This window comes from Methylobacterium sp. UNCCL125, assembly GCF_900116795.1.
Lineage (GTDB): Bacteria > Pseudomonadota > Alphaproteobacteria > Rhizobiales > Beijerinckiaceae > Methylobacterium > Methylobacterium fujisawaense.
The window spans coordinates 249,230-275,486 of the sequence record NZ_FPBW01000006.1 but is presented as its reverse complement, the minus strand read 5'-3'; the positions used below and the strand labels follow the sequence as shown (position 1 = coordinate 275,486).

Below are 26,257 nucleotides of genomic sequence, written 5' to 3'. Positions count from 1 at the left end.
CCGTTCCAGGCCGACGGCATCACCCTGGCCCAGGCGCTGGCCAAGGCGCGCGGCCTGTCGGACTTCGCCGCCGACCCGGCCGGGACGTTCATCTTCCGGTTCGAGCCGGCCAGCGTCGTGCGGCGCCTCAGCCCCAGCTCGCGGCTGCTTGGCACGCCGCTGGTGCCGGTGGTCTACCGGATCGACATGCGCGATCCCAACAGCCTGTTCGTCTCCCAGGCGTTCCGCATGCGCAACCGCGATCTGGTCTACGTGTCGAACGCGCCGTTCACCGAGGTCCAGAAGGTGCTCACCGTCTTCAGCGGCATCACCGGACCGGTCTCCTCCGCCGCCTTGGCCTACTCCTACGCCAAGTAGGAGGCGGTCCGCATACGGGACAGCGGCGGAAAAAAATCGCGTTTCTCCGCGTCCTCGCGTATGGGCACAGGGTGCGGGGCGGGATCGGGGCTACGGAGCCGCATCCGCCGTCGCGCTGACCCGCCGCGCAAGGATGCCCAGAAGAGCCCGATGAAGATCGGACGTTTCGTCCCCGCCCACGGGCCGCTCCGGCCCGCACTGATCGCCCTGAGCCTGTGTCTCGCGTTCCTGCCGGCCACTCCTGCGGCGGCCGACGTGGTGATCGGCGTGGCCGTCCCGCGGTCGGGGCCCTACGTGGCGGTCGGCGAGCAGGTGCTACGGGGGGTCGAGGCTGCGGCCCGGGACGCCAACGCCATGGGGGGGCTCGACGGCCAGCCCGTCACCCTCGACGTGCAGGACGATGCCTGCGATTCCAACACCGCCACGGCGGTGGCCAACCATTTCGTGCGCGGCAACGTCCGGCTCGTGGTCGGCCATGTCTGCTCCAACGCCTCGATCGCCGCCTCCGACATCTACGCCCAGAACGGCGTGGTGATGATCTCCGCGGCCTCGGTGGCGGCGCGGCTCACCGACAGGGGGCTGCCGACGATCTTCCGGGTGTGCGGGCGCGACGACGATCAGGCCCGCCTGTCCGCCGCCGTTCTGGCCGAGCGGTTCCGCGACCGGAAGATCGCTCTCATCCAGGACCAGACGCCCGCCGCCCGCAGCCTCGCCGCCGCCACGAAGGACAATCTCAACCGCATCGGCGTGAACGAGGCGCTGTTCCTGTCGTTCTCGCCCAGCGACGCCGACGATTCCGCCCTGGCCGACCGCCTCAAGGGCGCGGGGATCGAGGTCGTCTATTATGGCGGCGACGCCGCCGAGATGGGCCGCTTGGTGAAGATCGCCGCGGACCGGGGCTACCGGCCGCAATGGTTCGGCACCTCGGCCATCGCCACGCCGGATTTCGCCAAGACCGCCGGATCGGCGAGCAACGGCGTGCTGATGACCTTCTACCTCGACCCGAGCCGGCAGCCCGCCGCCGCGGCCGTCGTGAAGGCCTTCAAGGCCGAGGGCGTCGATCCCACCGGCTCGACGATCTACGGGTATGCGGCGATGCAGGCCCTGGTTGCGGCCGGCAACTTCGCCCATTCAACCGAGGCGCGCCCCATCGCGCAGGCGTTGCATACGGAGCGGTTCGATCTCGTGCTCGGCACGGTCGGCTTCGACGCCAAGGGCGACGTCACCGCGCAGGGCTATGTGCTCTATGTCTGGAAGGACGGGAGCTTCACGCCGGCCGGGAAGTGAGCGCCCCGCCGCTCACAGCGCCTGCGCGGCCTCGACCTCGGCGCCGCGGCCGAGACCGCGCAGCAGCTCGGCGAGATGCGGGCGGACCTGCAGTTGCAGAGCGTGCAGCCGCCGCACCGCCGCGCTGAGCTGTCCCTCCCGATTCAGCATCGTGTCGGCGAAGCCGATCATGCGCGCATTCGGCCAAGCGGGCTCGCGCAGGGCGTGGAGACGCTCGACCAGAGCGGCGGCGGGGGTGGCGGGCTCGGCCTGCGCGAACAACATCAGCAGCGCCGCGGTGGAGCGCGACAGGCCGTAATGGCAATGGACCAGGAGATGGCCGGCGCCGTCGAGGTGCCGCCCGAAATCGAGGATCGCCCCGACATGCTCGGGCTCCGGCGGGGTGAGGCCTTCGCCCGGGGCGAGGCAATCGTGGAACCGGAGGGTCGTGCGGGCATGGGCGCCGTAGGCGGTGAAGGCCTCGGGCTCCGGCGTTCCGGGATCGAGCAGCGACAGGACGTGGCTGACGCCGCGGGCGCCGTGGCCGGCCAGCTCCTCCAGGCCGCAGACGGTGTGCAGGGTGACGGCGGGCTCGGTTCGCATCCCCGGCGCCTAGCACGGGCGGAGGCCGGTTTCGAGGCGCGACGGAACCGCCCCGGCGCCCGCGGCTTTCGAGTACCGGCACGGACGTGCTACCTGCGACCTCCGATCCGGCCCCGGTCGGACCGGACCTGTTCGGACGAGATGCCGTTGGACGAACCTCACCTCGCGCGATCCCCCTCGGCCGGGACCCGGCGCCGGAGCGTGCTGACCGCCGGCCTCGGCGCGGCCGCGGCGCTCACCGGGCCGCTCGCCGCCCCGGCCCGGGCCCAGAGTGCCCCGGAATTGCGCTGGCGCCTGTCCTCCGCCTACGCCAAGACGCTCGACATCCTGTACGGCGCTCCCGAGGCGCTCAGCCGGATCGTCGCCGAGGCCACCGACGGGCGCTTCCAGATCCAGGTCCAGGGCCCCGGCGAGCCGGTGCCGGCCGACGGGCTGCTCGACGCCGTGGCCGGCGGCACCGTCGAGATGGGCCATGGGCCCGCGACCCTCGGCATGGCCAAGGATCCGACCTTCGCGCTGGCCACCGCGGTGCCGTTCGGCCTGAACGCCCGGGGCGCCGCCGCGTGGTGGCTGGCCGGGGGCGCGGCCGAGCTGTTCGGCGAGATCTTCGCCAAGGCCGGGCTGGTCTGCCTGCCGGGCGGCAATACCGGCGCGCAGATGGGCGGCTGGTTCCGCCGGGAGATCAAGAGTCTCGCGGACCTCCAGGGCCTCAAGTTCCGGATCAGCGGCATGGGCGGCCAGGTGCTGACCAAGTTCGGCGTCCAGCCGCAGGCGGTGCCGGGACCCGAGATCTACGCGGCGCTGGAGAGCAAGAAGCTCGACGCCGCCGAGTGGATCGGCCCCTACGACGACGAGCGGCTCGGCCTGCAGAAGGTCGCGCCGATCTACCACTATCCCGGCTTCTGGGAGGGCGGCGCCATGCTGCACTTCTGGTTCAACGCCGAGGCGTGGAAGGCGCTGCCGAAATCCTACCAGGCGATCCTCCGGGCCGCCGCCGCCGAGGTCGGCGCCGACGTGCAGGCCAAGTACGACGCCCGCAACCCGCAGGCCCTGCGCCGGCTGGTGGCCGGGGGTGCGCAGCTGAGGCCCTTCCCCCAGGACGTCATGGAAGCCGCCCTGAAGAACGCCAACGACGTCTACGCCGAGATCGCCGCCAAGAACGCCGATTTCCGTCGCGTCTACGAGGCGATGCGCACCTTCCGCAACGAGGAGTACCTCTGGTTCCAGGTGGCGGAATACACCTACGACAACTTCATGATCCGCGCCCGGGCGCGGGGCTGAAGCGCGCGCCGCCGCAGGGGATCCGGCTCCGGCCTCGGGGGCCCCGTCAAAGATGGGGATGCCGGGGCCGCGCGCGATTGCAACGCGAGGGCGGCCGGCTCTAGCGTCCGGCACGGCTTCGGCGAGGGAGACGGCTGCATGTTCGGGACGCTGCGGGTCGGATTGGCGCTGCTCGGGGCGGCCTTGCCCCTTCAGGCCGTCGCACAATCGGCCGCCAACCTGACGGCCCTGCGCGGGCTGGTCCCGGTGGCGCGGTTGCAGGCCTCGCCCGCGGGCAAGGCGGCGCTCGACGCGAACCTGCAGGTCACCGGCGACATCCAGACCGGCGACCTCAAGCAGCCGACGCTCCTGCCGTTCCCGGAACAGCAGCAGCTCGCCCTGCGGGACTGCTTCATCACCGACGGCAACGCCGCCGGCCTCGCGGACGGTCTGGGCACGACCCTCGCGCAGGCCTACCAGGCCAAGGCGACCTACAGCGACTACAAGACCTTCACGAGCATCGCGCCGGCGGTGGCCAACCTGATCGGCTACACCAACAACGTCACCAAATCGGATTCGAATTCCGGCAAATACTTCTTCGCCAACGCCACCACCAACGGCAAGACTCCGGTCTCCGACGCGGCTGCCGCGATCCTGGCGGAAGGCGCCGTGACCGACGTGTTCGGCAAGGCTTATGACCGGCCCGCCGGCAGCCCCGGCGCCGACCGCTACGGCAATTCGCGCCCGTTCCAGACCCTGCCGCGCCTGCGGGCCTATCGCGGCCAGGATTACTTCGGCGCTCCGTCCCACAGCCTCGACTGGTTGCGCGGCCCCGCGCAGGATCTCGTCAACAGCCCGTCCTATCCGAGCGGCCACACCACCTACGGCTACACCGAGTCCATGGTGCTCGCGCTCCTCGTCCCCGAGCGCTACCAGCAGATGGTCGCCCGCGCCGCCGAGTACGGCAACGACCGGATCATCGTCGGGGCGCATTACGCCATGGACGTGCTGGGCGGCCGGGCGACCTCGCTGCACGCCCTGGCCCATCTGCTCGCCAACGATCCGGTCTATGTCGGCCAGATCCGGAAGAATCCGGCCGTCCTCGATCAGGCGACCGCCGAGGCCGACAGGACGGTGGGCGTGACCGATTACCGGGCGCTCCTGGCTGAGGCCCGCGCGGCGATGGCCGAGGCGCTGAAGGCCGGCTGCGGCGATACGGTGGCGGCCTGTGCCGCAAAGGATACGGGCCGCTTCAAGGACCCGGCCGCCAACGCGGCCTTCTACGCGGCGACCCAGACCTACGGCCTGCCGGTGGTGCACCCGGAGACCGCCGGCCGGAAGGAGGATGTCGCCAAGATCGCCCCGGAGGCCGGGCACCTGCTTACCGCGGCCTTCCCGGCGCTGACGCTGGACGAGGCCAACGCCATCCTCACCGAGACGCAGGGACCAGGCGGCGGCTTCCTCGACGACGGCTCGGAATTCGGCGTCTACGCCCGCCTCGACCTCTATACGGCGGCCGGCAAGGCCGCCGCGCTGGCGGCGCAACGGGCGGCGACCAGCGCGACGCGCTGAGGGGCCCGGCGGTCTCGACCGCTCCCTCCACCCGGGCCGGAACGACGGCACGCCGGCGCGGCCGGCGCCGTCGGGACAGGGCCGAGGGCGCCGCCGCGGATCCCGGCGCCGCCGCTTACGGCGTCCGCTTGCGCAGGACGAACTGTCCCAGGGCCAGGAACTTCTGCGCCCGCTTGCCCGTGTCGACCTCGGTGGTGAACACGTTGCCCTGCGAGTCGATCGCGAGGTTGTGGACCCAGTGGAACTGGCCCGCCATGCGCCCGTTCCGGCCGAAGGCGCCGACCACCTCACCCGTATCCCGCGCGAGCGTGCGCACCTCGTTGTTGGCCCCGTCGGCATTGAGCAGGTAGGTCTCGTCGGCGTCCGGCCAGAGGGCCAGTTCCCAGACCGAGCCGTTGGCCCGGGTGTTCTTCTCGACAAGGATCTCCTTCACGAAGGTCCCGTCCTTTTTGAAGACTTGGATGCGGTCGTTGGTCCGGTCGCAGACATAGACCAGGCCGTCCCGGGCGATCCGCACGCAATGGACCGGGTTGGCGAATTGCCGGGACGGGGCCGCCGCCGGATCGTAGGGGCCGAGCTTGTCGTCGGTCGGCGGCTTGCCGTAGGCGCCCCACATCCGCTTGAACGCGCCCGTGTCCCGGTCGAAGACGATGATGCGGTGATTGAAGTAGCCGTCCGCGACGTAGACCTCGTTGGCCGCCATGTCGAAATCGACGTTGGCGGGCTTGCCCAGGCGGGTCGTGTCCTGGCTGTCGGTCTGCGGACCGGACTTGCCGATCTGCAGGACGAACTTGCCCTCGGGGGTGAATTTCAGGAGCTGGCCGTCCTGCTCGCCGTTGCCGGCGATCCAGACGAAGCCCTGGCCGTCGATCTGGATCCCGTGCTCGTTGGACGGCCAGTCGTAGCCGGTGCCGGGGCCGCCCCAGCTCCGCAGCAGCGTCCCGTCCTGGGCGAATTCCAGAACCGGCGGGGCGGGCCTGCAGCATTTCGTGCGCGGCGGATCGAGGCTGGCCGCCTTCTCGTCGTCGGTGAGCGTCCGCGGCCGCTGGACCACCCAGACATGATCCTGGGCGTCGACGGCGACGCCGGCCGCCTGACCCATGATCCAGTCGTTCGGCAGCGGCTTCGGCCAGGACGGGTCGACCTGGAACCGCGGCGGCTCCGCGGTCGCAGGGCCCGCGAGGGCGAGCAGGCAGGCGAGCGCCGGCAGGGCGGTGACGATTCTCATGGCGTGTCCTCCGGCGCCTGTCCCGGCGCTCACCGCCAGTCTGGCGGCCGGGTCCGGCGGGATCCAGCGGGACGCACGCGCTTCGGTGACAGAGGCTGCCCGACCACCATCCGGACAGAAAAAAGGCCACTCCCGAAGGAGCGGCCCGAAGTCTAGGGAGGAAACGCCCAAGAAGGGCTGCGAGAGGGCGACGCCATCGCCTTCCCGCGCTGCACAATCTGCGCCCCTGGACGGAAAATTCAAGGGCATTCAGGACAGCAGGGCTGTCCTTTGTGTGCCCGCGCACGCATCGCCGCAGGCCTGTGTTGAAAATGTCGCAGATCGGCCGGCCCGATCGAAACCTGCTTTGTGTCCACGGAATCCGATCGATCATTGCGCAAGCCGCTGATGTATCGCGATTTTGCAGGATCGAACCCGGGCCCGGCCCGAGGGTTCGACTGCGGCTTTTCATCCGCGCCGTCCGGACGGACGAATTGCCCGAACGCTCTACCTTCTCCAGCCAAGTTTCCGGCGCGGCGCGCCAAGCAAGGGGCAGGTCAGCATGGCGATCCAGGGTGAGCGGATCCGGATCCTCAACGATGTCGAGCCCCGCGGAGACGGCGCCTACGTCCTGTACCTGTTGCAGCAGGCCAACCGGGCGACGTTCAACCCGGCCCTCGAACTCGCCATCGAGGAGGCGAACCGCCTCGGCCTGCCGGTGGTCGCCTGCTTCGGCCTGCTCGACGGCGCCAGCGGCTTTCCCGAAGCCAATGCCCGGCACTACGCCTTCCTGCTGCAGGGGCTCGCGGATGCGAAGGCGGGCCTGGAGAAGCGCGGGATCGGCTTCGTCATGCGCAAGGTCTCGCCCGCGCAAATCGCCATCGACCTCGCCGCGGATGCGGCGCTCCTCGTCCTCGACCGCGGCTATCTCGCCATCCAGAAGGGCTGGTACCGGGAGATCGCCGAGGCGGTGACGACGCGGATCGTCCAGGTCGAGGGCGACGTCGTCGTGCCGGTCGAGACGGCCTCGGGAAAGCACGAATACGCCGCCCGGACGCTGCGGCCGAAGCTGAACCGGCTGTGGGACCCGTTCATCGCGGCGCTGAAGCCCCGCACGGTGAAGCACAAGGCCGATCGCCTGAAGCTGAAGAGCGCGGTCGACGTCTCCGATCCGGAGGCGGTGCTCGCCGGGATGAGCCTCGACCGGGCGGTCGGGCCGGTGAAGCGGTTCACCGGCGGCGAGACGCAGGCCCGCAAGCGCCTGAAGGCGTTCCTGAAGGATGGGTTTGCCGGCTACGGCGCGGGGCGCAACAGGCCGGAGGCGGCGGCCGCCTCGCACATGAGCCCGTACCTGCATTTCGGGCAGATCTCGCCGGTCGAGATCGCCCTGGCGGTCCGGGAGGCCGGGATCGGCGATTCCGACGACCGCGGTGCCTATCTGGAGGAGCTGATCGTCCGGCGCGAGCTCGCCATGAACCACGTCTTCTACACGGAGGGGTACGACGACTACGACAAGGCCGTGCCGGACTGGGCGCGCAAGACGCTGGCCGAGCACGCGACGGACGCGCGCCCGCACGCCTACTCGGAGAAGCAGCTCGCCGCCGGCGAGACCCACGACCGCTACTGGAACGCCGCGATGCGCGAGATGCGCGAGACTGGCTACATGCACAATCAGCTGCGGATGTACTGGGGCAAGAAGATCCTCGAATGGTCCCCGTCGCCGAAGGAAGGCTTCGCCCGGACGCTGCGGCTGAACAACCGCTACTTCCTCGACGGGCGCGATCCGAACTCCTTCACCAACGTCGCCTGGGTGTACGGCCTGCACGACCGGCCCTGGCAGAAGCGCAAGATCTTCGGCACCGTGCGGTATCAGAGCGAGAACTCGCTCAAGAAGTTCGACGCCAAGGCCTATGTGCGGGCCGTGGAGACGCTCTGCGCGGCCGAGGGGTGAGGGGGCGCGCCGCCCGTCCGGCGTTTTCCGGGCGCAGGAGCATCGTCGCAATCATCGCGCGACGGCGCGCCCGGTCCGTGCGGTCCCCCACCGTATTGCAACGCTTTCTTCGGCCGGATCCCGGGCCTCTGCAGCACACAGGTTTGTGAAGAAACGCTGTCCCGGCTCCGGGTGTTTCGAGCGCACTTCCGGCTCTTCGCAAACGGCCGGACATCATCCGGTGACATCTCGGTCCGACCGAGACCGGATCATCGCTATAGCTTGCGACTGAAAGGAGGACGACGATGCGAATGAAGCTTGCAGGCGCAGCACTCCTCGCGCTCGGAACCTTGACCGCCACGGTCGGCACGGCGGACGCCGCCCAGGGCTGCGGCCCGGGCTTCCACCGGGGCTGGTCCGGCTGGTGCAAGCCGAACTGGCGTCCCTACGCCTACCGCCCGGTCTACTACGCGCGGCCGGTGGTCTACGGCTGGCACCGTCCCTGGGCTTGGCGCCGGGTCGGCTGGCACCGCCCCTGGGGCTGGCACCATCATGGGGGCTGGCGTCGGGCCGCGTGGCATTACCGCTGGTGAGCGGTGGGGCCGGCACGCGCGTGCCGGCCTCCCTTGAAACGGGTCTTTCCTCGACCGTTGCGCTATAGCGTCCGCACCGGCTGCGCGGACGAGGTGCTCTTTCATGGTCGAGATGCGGGACGACGTTGGGGACACCCGGGATGCCCCGCCGCCGCAACGCTCGCGCTACCGCCGCTCGATCATGCGCCTGCGGTCGGCCTCGATGGAGGCCTTTCCCCTCTGGCGCGGGCGCCTGCTCTTCCTGGTCGGCGGCATCGGCGTGGGCCTCGCCGCCGTGCTGATGGCCAAGGGCGCCGACCTCGCGCAGGACGGGTTCCGGCGCCTCACCGCGCCCTCGCCGCTGATCGCCCTGGTGCTGACGCCGGCGGGCTTCGCCCTCGCGGCGCTCCTGGCCCGCACGGTCTTCCCGAATTCGCAAGGGTCGGGCATCCCGCAGGTGATCGCCGCCCGGCATGCCCGGGACGCGCGCTTCCGCTTCTCCCTGATCTCGCCGCGGGTGGCGGTGGGCAAGGTGCTGGTCCTGTTCCTGGGCCTGCTCTGCGGCGCCTCGGCGGGCCGCGAGGGGCCCACCGTGCAGGTGGGCGCGGCGATCATGGCGGCCTTCGGGCGCCTGACGCCCGAGCGCCTGCCCGGGCTGCTGCTCGCGGGCGGCGCGGCCGGCGTCGCGGCGGCCTTCAACACGCCGCTGGCCGGCATCGTGTTCGGCATCGAGGAACTGGGCCGCGCCTACGAGGCGCGCTCCTCGGGCCTGATCGTCGCCGGGATCGTCGCGGCGGGCCTGACCTCCCTCGGGCTTCTGGGCAATTACACCTATTTCGGGACGACCGATGCCGCCCTGCCGCTGGCGGCGGCCTGGATCGTGCCGCTCGTCGCCGTGGTCGGCGGCCTCGCGGGCGGGCTGTTCAGCCGCGTCGTGATCCTGTTCGCCCGCGGCCTGCCCGGGGCGGCCGGGCGGCTGATCCGGCGGCGGCCCGTCGTGTTCGCCGCGGGCTGCGGGCTGTGCGTCGCCCTCTGCGGCCTCGCCTCCGGGGGCGCGGCCTACGGGACCGGCTACGAGGAGGCCCGGGCCATCCTCCACGGGGATGCGGCGGCCGGCTGGACCTACGCGCCCCTGAAATTCGGCGCCACCGTGCTGAGCTCGATCAGCGGCATCCCCGGCGGCCTGTTCGCGCCGTCCCTGGCGGTCGGCGCCGGCCTCGGCGGCACGGTCCACGGCCTCCTGCCGGACATGCCCGTGGGCGCCGTGGTGCTGATCGGGATGGTGGCCTACCTGACCGGCGTGCTGCAGGCGCCGATCACCAGCTTCGTCATCGTCACCGAGATGACCCAGAACCACGCGATGGTGATCCCGCTGATGGTCGCGGCCCTCCTGGCCGACGCCGCCTCCAAGGCGGTCTGCCGGGGCGGGCTCTACCACACCCTGGCGGAGATCATGCTGGAGCGCGCCGACGTGCCGGCGCAGCCCGTGGCGAATACCGGTTGACCTCACGTAAGACTATAAGCGGCGCGGGCCGGAATCCGCGGAACGGTCTCGCTTGGCGTCGGTTGAGGCAGAAGCGACAGGCCCCACGCCGGGCCGCAGCCGGAGTGACGTCATGACCCTTCTGAAATGGGCCCTCATCTGCTTCGTGATCTCGCTGATCGCCGGCGGTCTCGGCTTCACCGGCATCGCATCGGGAGCCGGCTCGCTGGCCCGCATCCTGTTCGGGCTGTTCCTCGTCATCGCCATCGTGATCGTGGTCATCGCCTTCGCGGTCGGTCAGGCGGTCTTCTGAGGCCGGCGCCGTGCGCGGCACGGTCTGCCTCGTCACCGGGGCGACCGGCGGCATCGGCTACGAGACGGCCCTCGGGCTCGCGCGCCTCGGCGCGCGGGTCGCGATCGTCGGCCGGGACGCCGGGAAGCTGCAGGCCTGCGCCGACCGGATGCGCGCCGCGGTGCCCGGTGCCGCCGTGGAGCCGCACTGCGCGGACCTGTCCGCGCAGGCCGAGATCCGCCGGCTCGCCGAGACCCTGCGGGCCGCCTATCCGCGCCTCGACGTGCTGGTGAACAATGCCGGCGCGATCTTCGACCGGCGCACGCTGACCGCCGACGGCATCGAGCGCACCTGGGCGCTCGACCATCTGGGCTACGTGCTCCTGACCCTGGAACTCCTCGATCCCCTGAGGCAAGCGGCGGCGGCCGGCGGAAGGCCGCGGATCGTCAACGTCGCCTCGGCGGCCCACTACCGCGGGCATATCGACTTCGACGACATCGAGGGCGCCCGGCGCTACCGGGCGATGGGGGCGTATGCCCAGGCCAAGCTCGGCAACGTGCTGTTCACCTATGCCCTGGCCCGCCGGCTGCGCGACAGCGGCATCACGGTGAACGCCGTCCATCCGGGGGTGGTCAACACCGGCTTCGCCAAGAACACCGGCGGCCTGTTCGGCGCGGCCTGGGCCCTGATGCGGCCGTTCCTGATCACGCCCGAGAAGGGCGCCCGGACCTCCCTCCGCGTGGCCAGCGCCCCTGACCTCGACGGCGTCACCGGCCGCTACTTCTCGCACGGGCAGCCGAAGGTCTCCTCGGCCGAGAGCCGCGACGAGGCGGTGCAGGAACGGCTCTGGGCTCTCAGCCTCCAGCAGGTCGGCCGGAGCGACTGAACGGCGCGCCCGTCCCGATGGACGCGCCGGCTGGCAGCACTGGTCTCGTGGACGCGGACGAGACCTTCATCGGCGTTGAGCCCGGCAAGCCGAAAACACGTCAGGTCGAAGCACGAACGACCGACGATCCGGCGGCACACCCGCAACGCATGGTCCGCCCTCGGCCTCCCTAATGGGGGGCCTCGCCGAGGATTTCCCCCGTCTTGGGATCAAGCTCGAACTTCATTTTCTGTCCGTTTTTGATCCCTTCGCCGTCCCAATGCCCATCGTCGGCCTCGATTTTCGTGATCGACGTGTAGCCCGACGATAGAAGCTTGGCTTTGACCTGTTCCACCGGCATCCAGTCCGGCCCCGGCTGATCGGCCATGGCGGTGACGGGCGCGCTTGCGCCGAGGGCAAGGACGAGTGCGAGCATCGTTCGCTTGATCATTGTCTGTATCTCATGAGGTCACGCAGAGAATGATCTAGGGCGCCCCAGTCATCCGGGGGGTATCGCATCGTCATTTTCTGCCGGCCGCTTCAGTCACCGGCCCTGGCGGACGGCCGAACGATAGAATTGCCGTTCCGAAAGACTGAGCCAATGTCACGACGCCGCTCTCGTCGCGATGCAGGAGATGGCCGAACTCAGGTCTGTCTCGCAGACGCCGCGTCCTTCGAAGGGGGCAGCCGTGCAGGCGTGGAACAGGCCGTCATCGGGACGAGCCGGGCGACCCTGACCCTCGCCCGAGAGGGCACAAGGGACGCAGCGCCCCGCGGGCGATGACGTGGGTGGTCGCAAGCGCGGCGATCTCCGCCACGAGATCGGGGGCACCGCACGTTGTCATGGCCGTCCCGGCGAGGGGCCGACCCTCCTCGCCCGGATGCTCGACCGGCCGCCGTCTGATGCGTCCCCGCGTGAGGACGCGGGATCGACGCCGCGATCCGGCTTCGCCGCTTCAGATGCGAGACCTGCGGGCCGGGGGCCCAGCGAGTCCCGTTCAGGCCGCCCGCCGCACCGTGTGGTCGCCGTGGTGCTGGATCTCGATGAACACCCGGGTCACGTCGGGGCTGCGCGCCTTCAGCGCCCGGTCGAGGCGGGTGACGAGGCTCTCGACATCCCCGGCGCTGAGGTCGTCGGCCATGTCGATGCTGAGATTGACCAGGATGTCGGAGGGGCCGAGGTGCTGGGTCAGCACCTCGTTGATGTGGAGCACGCCCGGCTCGGCCCGGGCCAGCTCCGTGATCGCCGCGACGATCTCGGGATCGGCCGCCTCGCCGATCAGAAGGCCGTGGGTCTCGACCATGAGGAACACCGCCATGCCGACGAGCACGAGGCCGATGCCCACCGACGCCCAGCCATCGAGGCTCGGCATCTCCAGGATATGCGACAGGGCCACGCCCGCGAGCGCGATGACGAGGCCGATCAGGGCGGCGGTGTCCTCGGCGAGCACCGTGAACAGGGTCGGATCCTTGCTGCGCCGGATCGCCCGCACGGCCGAATGCTGGCCCTTCTCGGCCCAGAACTGGCGCATCGCCACGAAGAAGGAGGTGCCCTCCGCCGCGATGGCGAAGCCGAGGATCCCGACATTCACCCAGAGGCCCGGCAGCCGATAGCCGAACAGCTCGGCATCGACGTCCGGCTCGGGATGGCGGATCCGCTCGATCCCCTCGTAGATCGCGAAGAGGCCGCCGCCGAGGAAGATCATCAGCGCCACCACGAAGGCGTAGAAGTAGATCTCGCGCCCGTAGCCGAACGGGTGGCGGGCATCGGCCGGGCGCCCGGCCCGCTTCATGCCGACGAGCAGCAGCACCTGATTGGCCGTGTCGACCACCGAGTGCACGCCCTCGGCGAGCATCGCCGTCGAGCCGGTCAGCGCACCGCCCACGAACTTCGCCGCCGCGATGGCGAGATTGGCCCCCGCGGCCGCGTAGATCGCCCCCGTGCTCTCGTGCGCCATCCGGAACTCCTTGCGCGCGCCGCGTGCCGACCTGCGCGCCTCGTTGGAAGCCGGACCGACGGAGCCCGGCACGGCGCTGCGGCCGTGGCGAGGCAAGCGTTGCGGCAGGCCGCTTGTTCCCGTGTGGACGCGGGTGGGTGGCCCGTGCAACCTGCAACCGCTCGACGACCGCTCACGGAGACCCGGAGGCAGCATGGCCGACGCCCCCTACGATCCCGACAACATCTTCGCCAAGATCCTGCGGGGCGAGATCCCCTGCCACCGCGTCTACGAGGACGACCATACGCTGGCCTTCATGGACGTGATGCCCCAGGGGGAAGGCCACACCCTGGTGATCCCGAAGGCGCCGGCGCGGGGCCTGCTCGATGCCGATCCGGAGTCGCTCGGCGTCTTGATGGCGCGCGTCCAGAAGGTCGCCCGCGCCGTGAAGGCGGCGTTCCAGGCCGAGGGGCTGACCCTCTTCCAGTTCAACGAGCCGGCCGGGGGCCAGACCGTCTTCCACCTGCACGTCCACATCATCCCGCGGCGTGAGGGCGTGCCGCTCAAGCGCCACGAGGGCGGGATGGCCGACAACGCGGTCCTGGCCGAGCATGCCGCACGCATCCGCGCGGCCCTGGAGGGGCAGGGCTGAGGATCAGGCCGCGCTCGCCGGATCGGCCGACTGGGCCATGCTGGCGAGCAGGCGGCGCAGGGCGGCGTTCTCGGTCTCGAGTTCGCTGACGCGCTTCAGCAGCAGGGTCACGGAGGCGTCCGTCGCGGCCGCAACGGGCGCCGCGGGCGCGGCGCTGGCCGGCTGCTCGAAGGTCACGCCGATGCCGTCCTCCCGGCGCCAGCGCAGGATGGCCCGGTAGGTCCGATCCTTCTGCGGAATGTAGAGATCGAAGGCCTCCGGGAGCGTGGTGGCGTCGCTCATGACGAGCCGCGCACCGGCGGAGGACATGTCGCGCACGAGGCAATCGAAGCTCGACGAGCCGTTGTTGAAGACGATGCGACCCTTGAGGAAGACCCTCTGGCGCGCCTCTCTGCGATGCTCCGACATGCGGCCGGCTCCGAAGCTGACGATGCCGCCAGTCCTGCACGCCAGCCCTTAAGGAATCTTCGTTGCGATCGCAGAGTCGGGGCCCGCCGCGCGGCGGGATCCCTGCCGACGGGGGGCCCATCGCCGGGTCCCGGCTCGGCGCGCGGGGCGATCCGGTTTCAAGCCGGCGCGGCTGGCGCCGCCGGGCGGACGGCGTTCTTCGTGCTGCGTTGCGGAACGCCGGCCGGCGGCTCGGCCCGCGCGCCGCATGGGCGCGCTGAGTCCTTCCCGATGCCCCCGCTCACGCGATGAAGCGCCGGTCCACCGTCTGGAACAGGTAGAATCCGTTGAAGCGCACGGCGGTGTCGGCGGCTCGGTCGTCGAAGTCGAGGGGTTGCCGGCTGCCGTCGCAGAGCTTGCCGCCGAAGGTCCAGCGGCCGGCGCCGATGAAAGGCGGGACGGTGCTGGCCTCAGGCACCGCGCAGCAGAGACCCTCGACGCTCTTGAGCTGGAACAGGTTGTAGCTTCGCATCCGAAGTCCTCCGCCTGGCCGCCCTCAAAGCCAAATTTTCCCAATACGGTATTTTGCATTGCGAAGAATCGGCTTGACCGTGCTCATAATGGCACAATCGGTCGAGTTTGTGTCGGTCAAGTTTCGGGGACGTTTCGGTTCAACTCCGCGATCCAGATGCGCGCCGACCCGTCGGAGGGCGCGCGCCAGTCGCCCCGGGGCGAGAGGGAGCCGCCGGCCGAGACCTTCGGCCCGTTGGGGAGCGCCGAGCGCTTGAACTGGCTGAAGCCGAAAAAGCGGGTGAGGAACACGCCGAGCCAGCGGCGGATCTCGGGCAGGTCGTAGGCGACCCGCTTGGCCTCGGGGAAGTCCGGCGCCCAGAAGCCGCTGTCCCTGTCGCCCCAGGCGTGGAGCGCCAGGAAGGCGATTTTCGAGGGTCGGAACCCGTAGCGCAGCGTGTAGAACAGGTTGAAGTCCTGCAGCGCATAGGGGCCGATCGTGGCCTCCGTGCTCTGCGGGCTGTCATCCTGGTCCACCGGCACAAGCTCGGGGGAGATCTCGGTGTCGAGGACCGCCTGGAGGGTGCGCGCCTCGTCCGGCCCGACCTCGCCGTGGCCGATCACCCAGCGGATCAGGTGCTGGATCAGCGTCTTCGGCACGCCGGCATTGACCGCGTAGTGGCTCATCTGGTCGCCGACGCCATAGGTGCACCAGCCGAGCGCCAGCTCCGAGAGGTCGCCGGTGCCGACCACGATGCCGCCCGCCTGGTTGGCCAGCCGGAACAGGTAATCGGTGCGCAGGCCCGCCTGCACGTTCTCGAAGGTCACGTCGTAGACCGCCTCGCCCCTGGCGAAGGGGTGGTTCATGTCGGCGAGCATCTGCCGGGCGGCCGGGCGGATATCGATCTCGGCGGCCGTGCAGCCCAGGGCCTTCATGAGGGCGTGGGCATTGGTCTTGGTGGCGTTCGAGGTGGCGAAGCCCGGCAGCGTGTAGGCCAGGATGTCCGAGCGCGGATAACCGAGGCGGTCGAAGGCCTTGGCGATCACGATGAGCGCGTGGGTCGAATCGAGGCCGCCCGAGACGCCGATCACGGCCCGGCGGGTGCCGGTGGCCTCCAGGCGCTGGGCGAGGCCGGCGACCTGGATGTTGTAGGCCTCGTAGCAATCCTGGGCGAGGCGCGTCGGGTCGGCGGGCACGAAGGGAAAGCGCTCGATCCGCCGGATCAGCCCAAGATCGGCCTCCGGCGGGTCGAGCCGGAACGGGACCCGGCGATAGGGCAGGGCCTGGCGCCGGGCGTCGTCGTCGAAGCTGCCGGCCTGGAGGCGCTCCTGGGCGATCAGGTCGAGGTCGATGTCGGCGAGCGTCGTCACCGGGCCCGCGGGGAAGCGCTCGCCCTCGGCCAGCCGCACGCCCAGCTCGTCGATGCTGGTCTGGCCGTCCCAGGACAGGTCGGTGGTCGATTCGCCCTGGCCGGCGGCGGCATAGACATACGCGCAGGCGCCGCGCATCGCGGCCGCCCGCGAGAGGAGCGCCCGCGACTCGGCCCGGCCGACGGTGATCGGGCTGCCCGAGAGGTTGGCCAGCACCGTGGCGCCGGCGAGGGCCGCGCGCATGCCCGGGGGCTCCGGAACCCACAGATCCTCGCAGATCTCCACCCCGACCACGAGGCCCGGCAGGTCCTCGGCCGGGAACAGCAGGTCGGTGCCGAACGGCGCCTCGCGGCCGGCGACCCGGATGGTCTCGGCGGTGATCCCGGCGCCGGAGGCGAAGTGGCGCTTCTCGTAGAACTCCCGGTAGTTCGGCAGGAAGGTCTTCGGCACGACGCCGAGCAGGCGGCCGCCCTGGATGGCGAGCGCGGTATTGTAGACGCGGTGGCGCCAGCGGAGCGGCGCGCCGACCAGCAGCAGCGGCCGGAGATTGGCCGATTCGGCGATCACCCGGGCGGCGGCGGCCTCGACCGCGTCCAGCAGGGTCTGCTGGAGCAGCAGGTCCTCGATCGCGTAGGCCGAGAGGCCGAGTTCGGTGAAGACCGCCAGCGCGGCCCCCGAATCGTGGCACCTCCGGGCGAGGTCGAGGATCGCGTCGGCGTTGCGCTCGGGCTCGGCCGGGTGGCTCCGGCCTGTGCAGGCCGCAACCCGGGCGAAGCCGTGGCGGTAGAGGGAGCGGAAGCGCGCCGGCGATTCGGAGGTGGCTGGAGACACGGGCACCTGTCCGGATGAGGAATGGCTGCGGGTATCATATGGCATGCGGCCCGGCACGGGCGATCGGACGCGGTCGGCGCCCGCGGCGGGTTGGCTGCACGGCGCACGAACCGCTCTGTTCCCGGCATGGTTTCCGCAGCGCGGCCCGTGGCAAGCCTCCATTAACGACGAATGGCCTAACTCAGGAACAGCCGCCGCGCGTCGGCGGATCCCTGTTTCGAGTATCGTCTGAGAACCCATGCGCGCATCGGGACGGCCTCCGTACTCCCACCGTGACCCCGCCCGCCCCGTCCGCGGCGGCGACCGCTCGGGCCTCTCCCTGGGAGCCCTGGCGCACCGGCTGATGGCGCTTCGCGCGAGCCTCACCCGCCGCCTGTCCGGCTCCCCGGCCGGACTCCCCGCCCGCCCGTCCTACGGTGCCCCCGGGCGCCGGGCGGAGCCGAGCTGGCTCACGCCGCCGGGCGCGATGGTCGGCCGCGAGGCCGCCGAGCGCGCCCCGCGCGCGGCCGCGCCCGAACCGCACTGGCCGGACCAGGTCTTCGACGACCGGGCGAGCCTCGACGCCCTGGATGCGCCGGCCTTCGAGAGCCGGATCGACCGCAGCGCGTCCTCGCCGGGCGTGCTGGTGCGCCAGCCGCGCCGCCCCGCCGCCATCGCCCCCGAGGGCGTGCCGGCCGGTGCGCCGGTCGCCGCCTCGGTCCAGGCCGCCGCCCCCTCGGCCGTGCGCTACACCCGCACCCCCGATTCGGTCCTGCAGGAGCGCCGCCAGCGCGCCCTGGAGGCCGAGCGCGTCGCCCTGGAGCGCGCCCGCGCCGAGGCGCAGGCGGCCGCCCTCGCCCTGGAGACCGAGCGGGCCGCCCGCGAGGAGGCCGAGCGGGCGCGCATCGCGCACGAGCAGACCGCCGCCGAGGCGGCGGAGCGCGTCGCCGTCATGCCGGTCCCGCCCGAAGCCGCCGCGCCGGACGCGGAGCCGGTGCCCCTGTGGCGCCAGCCCTTCGTCGCCCCGCCGGGCGTCCGCTTCTTCCGCACGCCGGATCGCCGCCCGGTCCGGCCCGCCGTCGAGCTGGCCGCGTCCACGGCGGTGATCGCCCCCGTCGCGGCGGCGCCTTTCGTCGCCGAGAGCGTCGAAACCGTCGCCGAGGCCCCGGCCCGCGACTGGTCCGACCTGCCCGACTGGTCCGAGGTCCAGCCCTGGTTCGACGGCGGCGACTGGTCGTCCGTCGAGGCCTGGTCGGCCCTGGAGGCGCAGTCCGCCGAGGCGCCCCCGCCCCCGGAGGCTGTCGCCGCGCCGGCGGCGTCCGACGAGCGCTTCGTCTCGATGCCCCTCGACATCTCGCACCTGCGCTCGCTGCCGCCGCGGCCGGTCTACGTGCTGGACCGGCTCGTGCGGTTCGACCAGCCGCCGCGCCCCGCCGACGGGCAGGATAACGGCACGGATTCCGGCCCGCGGACCGAGGAGGCCGCCGCGATCCGGAGCGCCTTCCTGCCCCCCGCCGCGGCCCCGGCCTCCGGCCTGTCGCTGGTCTTCGGTCCCGGCAGCGCCGCCGCCGAGCCTCCGGCCGCGCCGGTCTCCGAGGCTCCGCGCCGGGCCCCGGCGCTCAGCGCCATGGCGGCTCGGGCGGCGATCCGCGCGGCCGGCCAGCCGAGCACCCTCCCGCCGGCGCCCCCGGCCCAGCCCGAAGCCGTCCCGGCCCCGGTTGTGGCCCCGGTTGCGGCCGCGCCGGCCGCCGCGCGCGCCGAAGCCGAGCGCGTGGTGATCCCGATGACCCCGCGCCCGGTCCTGCTCCGGGGCAAGCTGGCGCCGCAGCCCGAGCCGGTCGAAGCCGAGGTGGAGAGCGAGGCCGAGCCCGTCGCGGACGAGCCGTCCGAGCCGGTCGCCGCCCTGCCGGCCCCCGCGCCGGTTGCGGTCCCGCTCGTCGCGCCCCGCGCCCACCTGATCCCGGCCGGCCGCCATCTCGAGATCGCGCCGATCGAGAACGCCGATTACGAGCTGCCGTCCCTCGAACTGCTCGCCCTGCCGGCGCCGGGCGGCAGCGAGGAGGTCGATGCCGACGTGCTGGAGCAGAACGCCCTCAACCTGCAGCAGACGGTCCAGGATTTCGGCGTGCGCGGCGACATCCTGGCGGTGCGGCCGGGCCCGGTCGTCACCCTCTACGAGCTGGAGCCGGCACCGGGCACCAAGTCCAGCCGCGTGATCGGCCTGTCGGACGACATCGCCCGGTCGATGTCGGCGGTCTCGGCCCGCGTCGCGGTGGTGCCCGGCCGGAACGTCATCGGCATCGAGCTGCCGAACGCGACGCGCGAGACGGTGTATCTGCGGGAGCTCCTGTCGTCGGCGGATTTCGCCGAGAGCAAGCACAAGCTGGCCCTGTGCCTGGGCAAGAACATCGGCGGCGAGCCGATCATCGCCGACCTCGCGCGCATGCCGCACCTGCTGGTGGCCGGCACCACCGGCTCGGGCAAGTCGGTGGCGATCAACACCATGATCCTGTCGCTGCTCTACCGGCTGAAGCCCGAGGAGTGCCGGCTGATCATGGTCGATCCGAAGATGCTGGAGCTGTCGGTCTACGACGGCATCCCGCACCTGCTCTCCCCCGTGGTCATCGACCCCAAGAAGGCGGTGATCGCCCTCAAGTGGGCGGTGCGCGAGATGGAGGAGCGCTACAAGAAGATGGCCAAGATCGCGGTGCGCAACATCGACGGCTACAACGCCCGGGTGGCGGAGGCGGGGGCGCGGGGCGAGGTGCTGACGCGGACGGTGCAGACCGGCTTCGACCGCCACACCGGCGAGGCGGTGTTCGAGGAGGAGGCGATGGATCTGGCGCCGCTGCCGTACATCGTGATCGTGGTCGACGAGATGGCCGACCTGATGATGGTGGCCGGCAAGGACATCGAGGGGGCGATCCAGCGTCTGGCGCAGATGGCGCGGGCAGCGGGCATCCACCTGATCATGGCGACGCAGCGGCCTTCGGTGGACGTCATCACCGGGACGATCAAGGCGAACTTCCCGACCCGGATCAGCTTCCAGGTGACGAGCAAGATCGACTCGCGCACGATCCTGGGCGAGATGGGCGCGGAGCAGCTTCTGGGCCAGGGCGACATGCTGTTCATGGCCGGCGGCGGGCGCACGACCCGGGTGCACGGGCCGTTCTGCTCGGACAGCGAGGTCGAGACCGTCGTGGCGCATCTCAAGCGCCAGGGCCGCCCCAGCTACCTCGACGCCGTCACGGCCGACGATTCGCCCGAGGAGCCCGCCAAGGAGGGCGGCCGGTCGGGCCGGGGCAAGGCCGCCGCGGCCGACAAGGCCGAGCGCGGCGACGAGCCCGAGGAGGAGGCCCCCGTCTTTGACATCGGCGCCTTCGCGGCGGCGACCGGCGGCGAGTCCGACGACCTCTACAAGCAGGCGATCGAGGTGGTGCTGCGCGACCAGAAGGCGTCGACGAGCTACATCCAGCGCCGTCTGCAGATCGGCTACAACCGCGCCGCCTCGATCATGGAGCGGATGGAGATCGAGGGGATCGTCGGCCCGGCCAACCATGCCGGCAAGCGCGAGATCCTGGTCGCCGGCGCAGCCCACATGTCGAGCGGCGTGTACGACGACGAGTGAGACGCCGCGCCCCGGGCCGCTCCCCCATGGGAGCGGCCCGGACGTCGCATCTTCGCCACAGGGCGGGGTTCTAACGGGCCGCTGCGAAACCCGTCCCGTCCGTGAGAGCGGAGCGAAGCAGCCCAGGGCAGCGCGCCGTCCGGCACCGTGGAGCTCCTGGGTTGCCGCGCGCCGCTCGCGCAGACGACGGGGGGCGCGACGTCTTCACCCGCTCGCTGACGTCGCGTTCCGCTTTCCCTTTGCCGCCGGAGCCCACGCCGTGGTTCCCCAGGAGACTCTGCCGATGATCGGCCGCCGCATCCGCACAGCCGGCTCCCTGATCGCCGCCGGGCTGTGGCTCGCGACCGCCAACCCGGCCGAGGCGCAGGTGGGCGCCTTCATCGACAGCCTGTTCGGCCACAAGGAGGAGCCCGCGCCGCAGCCCGAGGCTGCCCCGCCGGCCCCCGCGCCGACCAAGAAGCCCGCGCCCAAGGCCAAGGAGGCGAGCAAGGATTCCGGCAAGGACCCGGCGGGCAAGGACACGAAGGCGGCCAGTGCCAAGTCCGGCAAGGCCGAGCACAAGGCCGCCGAGCCCAAGGTCGCGGCGGTGGGCGCGCCGACGGCGATCGCCCCCGGCGAGCCCGCGGATGCCGCGACGCTGCTCGCCCAGGCCAACGCCTACTTCAACGGGATAAACACCCTGACGGGCAACTTCATGCAGATCGGCGCCGATGGGCGCCGGATCGGCGGCAAGCTGACGCTGGCCAAGCCCGGCCGCCTGCGCTTCGACTACGACCAGCCCTCGCCGCTCGAGGTGATCGCCGACGGCACCTCGGTGGCGGTGCGCGACCGCAAGCTCAACACGCAGGACCTCTACTTCATCGCCCAGACGCCGCTGAAATTCCTGCTGCGCGAGAAGATCGACCTCGCCCGCGACCTCACCGTCACCGACGTGGCCAACGATCCGGGCGGCGTCCGCATCAGCCTGGAGGACCGCGCCACCCTCGGCGGCACCTCGAAGATCCAGCTGTTCTTCGATGCCGACGTGAAGACCCTGTCGCAGTGGCGGATCACCGATCCGCAGGGCTACATCACGACGGTGACGCTCTCGAATCTCCAGAAGGGCAAGAGCGTCGACGGCAACCTGTTCTTCATCAATTACGGGCGTGCCGAGGACAAGGCCGTGCAGCAGCAGATCCAGCAAGCGCAGCCCTAGGGGGCGCCCTCAGGCCGCCTTCGCGCCGAGGCCGTCGAGGCCGATGGGGCGCCAGCGGTCGAGCTCCCGGTCGATCGCCCCCTCGGTGCCGCGCAGGAACTCCGCGGCCGTCAGGCCCGGCGCGACGGCCGTGAGGTAGCTCACCACCACGGTCCCGGCCCGGGTCGCCATGCCACCCGGCCAGAACAGCCCGGAATTCAGCGCCACCGGCACCACCGGCAGGCCGAGCCGTCCGTAGAGCAGCTCGACGCCGCGCTTGAAGCGCAGCGGCGCGTCGATGCCACCGCGGGTGCCTTCCGGAAAGATCAGCACCGACCGGCCCGCCGCGACAGCGGCGCGGCCCTCGTCGATCATGGTGCGCAAGGCCTGCGTACCGTTGCCGCGGTCGATGACGATCATCGGCGAGCGTCGCAGGAACCAGCCGACCACCGGGATCGCCAGCAGCTCCCGCTTGGCGACGATCGCCACGTCCGGCACCAGCACCAGGAAGGCGAGGGTCTCCCAGGTCGACTGGTGGTTGGCGACGATCAGGCAGGGCTTGGCCGGCAGGTGCTGGCGGCCCTCCTCCACGTAGCGCAGGCCGACGATGTGCCGGAGCCCGGCCAGGATGCCGCGCGCCCAGAGGCGCGTCGCCCGTCGGATCGGCCGCTCGGGGGACCCCGACAGGAGGAAGACCGCGAGCGGCGCGAGGAACAGGGTGGTCCAGGCGGCCCAGTAGGCGGCGAACAGGAGCGAGCGGGCATGTGCCATGGCGGCGCCTCGACGAGGGGCCCGGGACAGGGCAGGGCACGGGCATAGCGCCTGCCGGGCACCGACGCACGGCATTTCGCGCCGCCGGCGTCGAGCGGACTGTCGCGGCCCGCGAAATCGGCTATCGGAGCGCACCTCCGACCGAACCCCGGCGCCGCCCGTGCAGCTCACCGTCACCACCTGGAACATCAACTCGGTGCGCCTGCGCATCGACCTCGTGCTGCGCTTCCTGGCCGAGCACAAGCCGGACGTGCTCTGCCTCCAGGAGACCAAGTGCCCGGACGACGCCTTCCCGCTGAAGGCCCTGCGCGGCTCCGGCTACGAGCACGTGATGTTCGCCGGCCAGAAGGGCTACAACGGCGTCGCGATCCTCTCCCGCTTCCCCCTGCACACCCGCGCCGTGATGGGGTTCTGCGAGCGCCAGGACGCCCGCCACATCTCGGCGGTGCTGGGGCCGGAGGCCGGGGCGGCCTCGGGCATCGTGCTGCACGATTTCTACGTCCCGGCCGGCGGCGACGTGCCGGACCGCGACCTCAACCCGAAATTCGCCCACAAGCTCGACTTCCTGTCCGAACTGCGCGCCTGGGGCGGCAAGCGCGTCTCCGGGCCGGCGATCCTCGTGGGCGACCTCAACGTCGCGCCCCTGGAGCACGACGTCTGGTCGCACAAGCAGCTCCTCGACGTGGTCAGCCACACGCCCTTGGAGACCGAGGCGCTGGAGGTCCTGCGCGGGGAGGCGGGCTGGATCGACGCGGCGCGCCACCTCACCCCGGAGCCCGAGAAGATCTACACGTGGTGGAGCTACCGCTCCCCCGACTGGTCGGCGGCCAACAAGGGGCGGCGCCTGGACCACGCCTGGGTGTCCCCGGACCTCGCCGGGACGGTCCGCAAGGTGGAGGTGCTGCGCGAGGCCCGCGCCTGGGAGCGTCCCTCCGACCACGCGCCGGTCACCCTGACCCTCGAACTCTGATCCGGCGCCCGCACGGAACCGGGGTGCGGTCCGAGCATTGCCCGCTCACGAACCCGTGACGTGAGCGAGCCCCGATGCGCAAGATCCTGATCGCCTTCCTCCTCCCCAAGGTCGTCTCCTTCCTGCGCCGCCGCTACGGCGGCCCGCATTCCGGGCGCACCCGCGCCTTCTGAGACGGTTCGGTACCCTCGCCCGGCCTGTGACGGCCGGGCGCAGGCGGCGGCCCTGGAGGCAGCCCTAGATCCCGTGGATCGCCCACGAGCCGGAGCCTCCCCGATGACCGACGATCCGCGCGAGGCCGGGCCGCAGCCGCCCTTTCCCGGCGACCAGCAGCAGCCCCGGCCGGGCCTGACCTCGAAGATGACGCCGCGGCCCGACCACGGCGAGGACAGCTATGTCGGCAAGGGGCTCCTCACGGGCCACGCGGCGCTGATCACCGGCGGCGATTCCGGCATCGGTCGGGCGGTGGCCATCGCGTATGCCCGCGAAGGCGCCGACGTGGCGATCTCCTATCTCGACGTCGAGCAGGAGGATGCCGAGGACACGAAGGCCTGGGTCGAGAAGGCCGGCCGGCGCTGCCTGCTCCTTCCCGGCGACATCCGCGACGAGGACCATTGTCGCGACCTCGTGGCGAGGACCGTGGCGGCGTTCGGGCGCCTCGACGTCCTCGTGAACAACGCCGCCGCCCAGGTGGTGAACGACAGCCTCGACGACGTGAAGGCTCCCGACATCGAGGGCTCGTTCCGCGCCAACGTCTTCGCCATGTACCACCTCGCCCAGGCCGCGGTGCCGCACATGAAGCCCGGGGGGGCGATCGTGAACAGCACGAGCGTGCAGGCCAAGGTCGCCGATCCCAGCATGCTGATCTACGCCGCCACCAAGGGCGCGATCGCGAGCCTGACCATCGGCTTGTCGAACCTGCTGGCGCCGAAGGGGATCCGGGTGAACTGCGTCGCCCCGGGGCCGGTCTGGACGCCGATCCAGCCGATCGTGAAGAGTCCGGAGCAGATCGAGCAGCTCGGCGCGCAGACCCCGCTCGGCCGCGCCGGCCAGCCCGCGGAACTCGCTCCGGCCTACGTGCTGCTCGCCTCCCGCGAGGGCAGCTACATGTCCGGGGCGCTGGTGCCGGTCACCGGCGGCATCCCGATGCTCTGAGCGCCGGGTCCGCGCGGAGGCGCAAGCCCATCTTCGCATCCCGAGAGGGGGAAGCCGCCTCGGTTGTGTCGGCGCGCCTGGCAGCCGCCGCGGACCGGTCGGTGGCCGACAGGCGCGACGGCGCCCGCGCGATGCATGGGACATCGACGGCGGATCGGTTTTCAACGGCGGGAGGGACCTGTAGGTGTCCCGGGCTTGGCCTGCGGCGGTCGCACCGCTGCGGACCTGAACGCCGCGTCGCGCCATCCGGGTGCGGCCGCCCCCGACGGAGACGACGATGAGCGATGCCCAGACCCGGACCGCACTGGTGACGGGGGCTGCCCGCGGCATCGGGCTCGCCACAGCGACCCGCTTCCTCGCGGACGGCTGGAACGTCGCCCTGCTCGATATCGACGGCCCGGGCGTGGCCGCGGCGACGGAGCGGCTCGGCCGTCCGGAGGCCGCGTTGGCGGTGACGGCCGACGTCTCCGAGCCCGAGGCGGTCGCGGCGGCGATCCGGCAGGTCGGCGACCGGTTCGGGCGGCTCGACGCCCTGGTCAACAATGCCGGCATCGCGATCTTCAAGCCGCTGATGGAGACCACCTTTGCGGACTGGTCGCGGGTGCTCGCGGTCAACCTGTCCGGTCCGTTCCTGTGCACGCAGGCCGCCGTGCCGCTCCTGTCCGAGCGCGGCGGGGCGATCGTGAACGTCACCTCGATCTCGGGCCTGCGCGCCTCGACCCTGCGGACGGCCTACGGCACCAGCAAGGCGGCGCTGGCGCAGCTCACCCAGCAGCAGGCCGTCGAGTTGGCGCGCTGGGGCATCCGCGTGAATGCCGTCGCCCCCGGCCCGGTGGATACCGCGATGGCCAAGGCGGTCCACAGCCCGGAGATCCGGGCGGATTATCACGACACCGTCCCGCTCGGCCGCTACGGGCTGGAGACGGAACTCGCGGAGGCGATCGTCTTCCTCTGCTCGGAGCGCGCCTCCTACATCACCGGCCAGCAGCTCGCCGTCGACGGCGGTTTCGAGGCGACGGGCATCGGCCTGAAGACCCTGCGCGGCGGACGGAACGCCTGAGCCCGCCGCAGGGCCGGATCTCCCGGTTTCGGACAGGGTTCGTTAACCCTGCCGCCGTAGCCCCGAAGCTTGGTCAACAGGCGCGGGTGCCATGCCGAGACTCGGCTCCATGATCCTCGACGGTCTAGCGTTCCTCCTGGCCGCGATCGCCCTCACGGCGGTCGTCGTCGGCTACGAGCGCAATCTGCCGGATCCGGGCGCGTCACTCGCCGAAGGCCCGCCTGCCTGGATCGATCCGGTCACGACGGGGGCGATCACAGCGGCGGCGCCGGGCGCGGCGTCTCGCTGGGCGGACGCGCAGCTCCTGATCCCGGGCGCGGACACGGATCGGCCGCACCACGCCGACGGCGGCGCCTGGGTGAACCCGCCGCGCCGCTGAGACATCCGCCTCGGGCCGGCGACCATCACAACTGATCGTTAACTAT

General features: G+C 71.5%; 23 protein-coding genes and 2 pseudogenes. 17 read left to right on the top strand and 8 right to left on the bottom strand.

Annotation, left to right across the window (positions count from 1 at the left end; all coding sequences use genetic code 11):
• Positions 1-357 (top strand): annotated as a pseudogene (locus tag BM396_RS08125) (sugar transporter); the annotation flags it as partial.
• Between the two features lie 150 nt (positions 358-507).
• The gene (locus BM396_RS08120; protein ID WP_043387790.1) at positions 508-1,644 is read left to right on the top strand and encodes a branched-chain amino acid ABC transporter substrate-binding protein; all 1,137 of its coding nucleotides are present in this window, start codon (positions 508-510) and stop codon (positions 1,642-1,644) included.
• A gap of 12 nt (positions 1,645-1,656) precedes the next feature.
• Here the strand turns inward: BM396_RS08120 and BM396_RS08115 are convergent, their stop codons facing one another.
• Positions 1,657-2,226, bottom strand: coding sequence for a tyrosine phosphatase family protein (locus BM396_RS08115; RefSeq protein ID WP_043387791.1), 570 nt, complete (start codon positions 2,224-2,226; stop codon positions 1,657-1,659).
• Positions 2,227-2,373: 147 nt separating this feature from the next.
• On the opposite strand from BM396_RS08115, the gene dctP reads away from it, so the two are divergent.
• The gene (gene dctP / locus BM396_RS08110; protein WP_244538839.1) at positions 2,374-3,507 is read left to right on the top strand and encodes a TRAP transporter substrate-binding protein; all 1,134 of its coding nucleotides are present in this window, start codon (positions 2,374-2,376) and stop codon (positions 3,505-3,507) included.
• Positions 3,508-3,645: 138 nt separating this feature from the next.
• Positions 3,646-5,058 carry a phosphatase PAP2 family protein gene (locus BM396_RS08105; RefSeq protein WP_043387794.1) on the top strand — a complete coding sequence of 471 codons (1,413 nt, stop codon included), beginning with the start codon at positions 3,646-3,648 and terminating at the stop codon, positions 5,056-5,058.
• Between the two features lie 115 nt (positions 5,059-5,173).
• Here BM396_RS08105 and BM396_RS08100 read toward each other — a convergent pair whose 3' ends face one another.
• Entirely contained in the window at positions 5,174-6,286 is a 1,113-nt protein-coding gene (locus tag BM396_RS08100) for an NHL repeat-containing protein (protein ID WP_043387796.1), read from the bottom strand.
• Positions 6,287-6,827: 541 nt separating this feature from the next.
• On the opposite strand from BM396_RS08100, the gene BM396_RS08095 reads away from it, so the two are divergent.
• The 6 genes and pseudogenes from BM396_RS08095 to BM396_RS31835 form a co-directional block, all read left to right on the top strand.
• Positions 6,828-8,216, top strand: a complete 1,389-nt coding sequence (locus BM396_RS08095; protein WP_043387797.1) for a deoxyribodipyrimidine photo-lyase — start codon at positions 6,828-6,830, stop codon at positions 8,214-8,216.
• Between the two features lie 284 nt (positions 8,217-8,500).
• The gene (locus tag BM396_RS08090; protein WP_043351140.1) at positions 8,501-8,788 is read left to right on the top strand and encodes a GCG_CRPN prefix-to-repeats domain-containing protein; all 288 of its coding nucleotides are present in this window, start codon (positions 8,501-8,503) and stop codon (positions 8,786-8,788) included.
• 112 nt (positions 8,789-8,900) lie between these two features.
• Entirely contained in the window at positions 8,901-10,271 is a 1,371-nt protein-coding gene (locus BM396_RS08085; protein ID WP_170867473.1) for a chloride channel protein, read from the top strand.
• Positions 10,272-10,383: 112 nt separating this feature from the next.
• A complete protein-coding gene (locus BM396_RS08080) occupies positions 10,384-10,563 on the top strand; it encodes a DUF1328 domain-containing protein (RefSeq protein ID WP_043351142.1) in 180 nt (59 codons plus the stop codon).
• 10 nt (positions 10,564-10,573) lie between these two features.
• Positions 10,574-11,428, top strand: coding sequence for an SDR family oxidoreductase (locus BM396_RS08075; RefSeq protein WP_043387799.1), 855 nt, complete (start codon positions 10,574-10,576; stop codon positions 11,426-11,428).
• Positions 11,428-11,523: pseudogene (locus BM396_RS31835) on the top strand (IS1595 family transposase); the annotation flags it as partial. The gene BM396_RS08075 and the pseudogene BM396_RS31835, both read left to right, overlap by 1 nt.
• A gap of 74 nt (positions 11,524-11,597) precedes the next feature.
• On the opposite strand, the gene BM396_RS08070 reads toward BM396_RS31835, so the two are convergent.
• Both BM396_RS08070 and BM396_RS08065 read right to left on the bottom strand, forming a co-directional pair.
• Positions 11,598-11,858 carry a PepSY domain-containing protein gene (locus BM396_RS08070; RefSeq protein WP_236952722.1) on the bottom strand — a complete coding sequence of 87 codons (261 nt, stop codon included), beginning with the start codon at positions 11,856-11,858 and terminating at the stop codon, positions 11,598-11,600.
• Between the two features lie 547 nt (positions 11,859-12,405).
• Positions 12,406-13,365, bottom strand: a complete 960-nt coding sequence (locus BM396_RS08065) for a cation diffusion facilitator family transporter (RefSeq protein ID WP_043351145.1) — start codon at positions 13,363-13,365, stop codon at positions 12,406-12,408.
• Positions 13,366-13,558: 193 nt separating this feature from the next.
• Here BM396_RS08065 and BM396_RS08060 point away from each other — a divergent pair, with 193 nt between their 5' ends.
• Positions 13,559-13,996 (top strand): HIT family protein, encoded by a 438-nt coding sequence (locus BM396_RS08060; RefSeq protein ID WP_043387800.1) that lies wholly within the window; start codon positions 13,559-13,561, stop codon positions 13,994-13,996.
• Positions 13,997-13,999: 3 nt separating this feature from the next.
• On the opposite strand, the gene BM396_RS08055 is transcribed toward BM396_RS08060, so the two are convergent.
• The 3 genes from BM396_RS08055 to BM396_RS08045 all read right to left on the bottom strand — a co-directional run bounded on the left by BM396_RS08055 (position 14,000) and on the right by BM396_RS08045 (position 17,095).
• Positions 14,000-14,404 carry a PilZ domain-containing protein gene (locus BM396_RS08055; RefSeq protein WP_043351152.1) on the bottom strand — a complete coding sequence of 135 codons (405 nt, stop codon included), beginning with the start codon at positions 14,402-14,404 and terminating at the stop codon, positions 14,000-14,002.
• Positions 14,405-14,684: 280 nt separating this feature from the next.
• Positions 14,685-14,915, bottom strand: a complete 231-nt coding sequence (locus BM396_RS08050) for a hypothetical protein (protein ID WP_043351157.1) — start codon at positions 14,913-14,915, stop codon at positions 14,685-14,687.
• A 116-nt stretch (positions 14,916-15,031) separates the two neighbouring features.
• Entirely contained in the window at positions 15,032-17,095 is a 2,064-nt protein-coding gene (locus BM396_RS08045) for an NAD(+) synthase (protein ID WP_043387802.1), read from the bottom strand.
• Between the two features lie 343 nt (positions 17,096-17,438).
• Between BM396_RS08045 and BM396_RS08040 the strand changes: the two genes are divergently transcribed.
• Together BM396_RS08040 and BM396_RS08035 are read left to right on the top strand one after the other, a co-directional pair.
• Positions 17,439-20,702 (top strand): DNA translocase FtsK, encoded by a 3,264-nt coding sequence (locus BM396_RS08040; RefSeq protein WP_091994749.1) that lies wholly within the window; start codon positions 17,439-17,441, stop codon positions 20,700-20,702.
• Positions 20,703-20,985: 283 nt separating this feature from the next.
• Positions 20,986-21,897, top strand: coding sequence for a LolA family protein (locus BM396_RS08035; protein WP_043385062.1), 912 nt, complete (start codon positions 20,986-20,988; stop codon positions 21,895-21,897).
• A gap of 9 nt (positions 21,898-21,906) precedes the next feature.
• Here BM396_RS08035 and BM396_RS08030 read toward each other — a convergent pair whose 3' ends face one another.
• The gene (locus BM396_RS08030; protein WP_043354521.1) at positions 21,907-22,647 is read right to left on the bottom strand and encodes a lysophospholipid acyltransferase family protein; all 741 of its coding nucleotides are present in this window, start codon (positions 22,645-22,647) and stop codon (positions 21,907-21,909) included.
• 160 nt (positions 22,648-22,807) lie between these two features.
• Here BM396_RS08030 and xth point away from each other — a divergent pair, with 160 nt between their 5' ends.
• From xth to BM396_RS08010, 4 genes are all read left to right on the top strand, one after another.
• Positions 22,808-23,617, top strand: a complete 810-nt coding sequence (xth, locus tag BM396_RS08025) for an exodeoxyribonuclease III (protein ID WP_043385065.1) — start codon at positions 22,808-22,810, stop codon at positions 23,615-23,617.
• Between the two features lie 276 nt (positions 23,618-23,893).
• Positions 23,894-24,772 (top strand): SDR family oxidoreductase, encoded by an 879-nt coding sequence (locus BM396_RS08020; RefSeq protein ID WP_043354517.1) that lies wholly within the window; start codon positions 23,894-23,896, stop codon positions 24,770-24,772.
• A gap of 277 nt (positions 24,773-25,049) precedes the next feature.
• Entirely contained in the window at positions 25,050-25,832 is a 783-nt protein-coding gene (locus BM396_RS08015) for an SDR family NAD(P)-dependent oxidoreductase (RefSeq protein ID WP_043385070.1), read from the top strand.
• 91 nt (positions 25,833-25,923) lie between these two features.
• Positions 25,924-26,211 (top strand): hypothetical protein, encoded by a 288-nt coding sequence (locus tag BM396_RS08010; RefSeq protein ID WP_244538838.1) that lies wholly within the window; start codon positions 25,924-25,926, stop codon positions 26,209-26,211.
• The last annotated feature ends 46 nt before the right edge of the window (positions 26,212-26,257 follow it).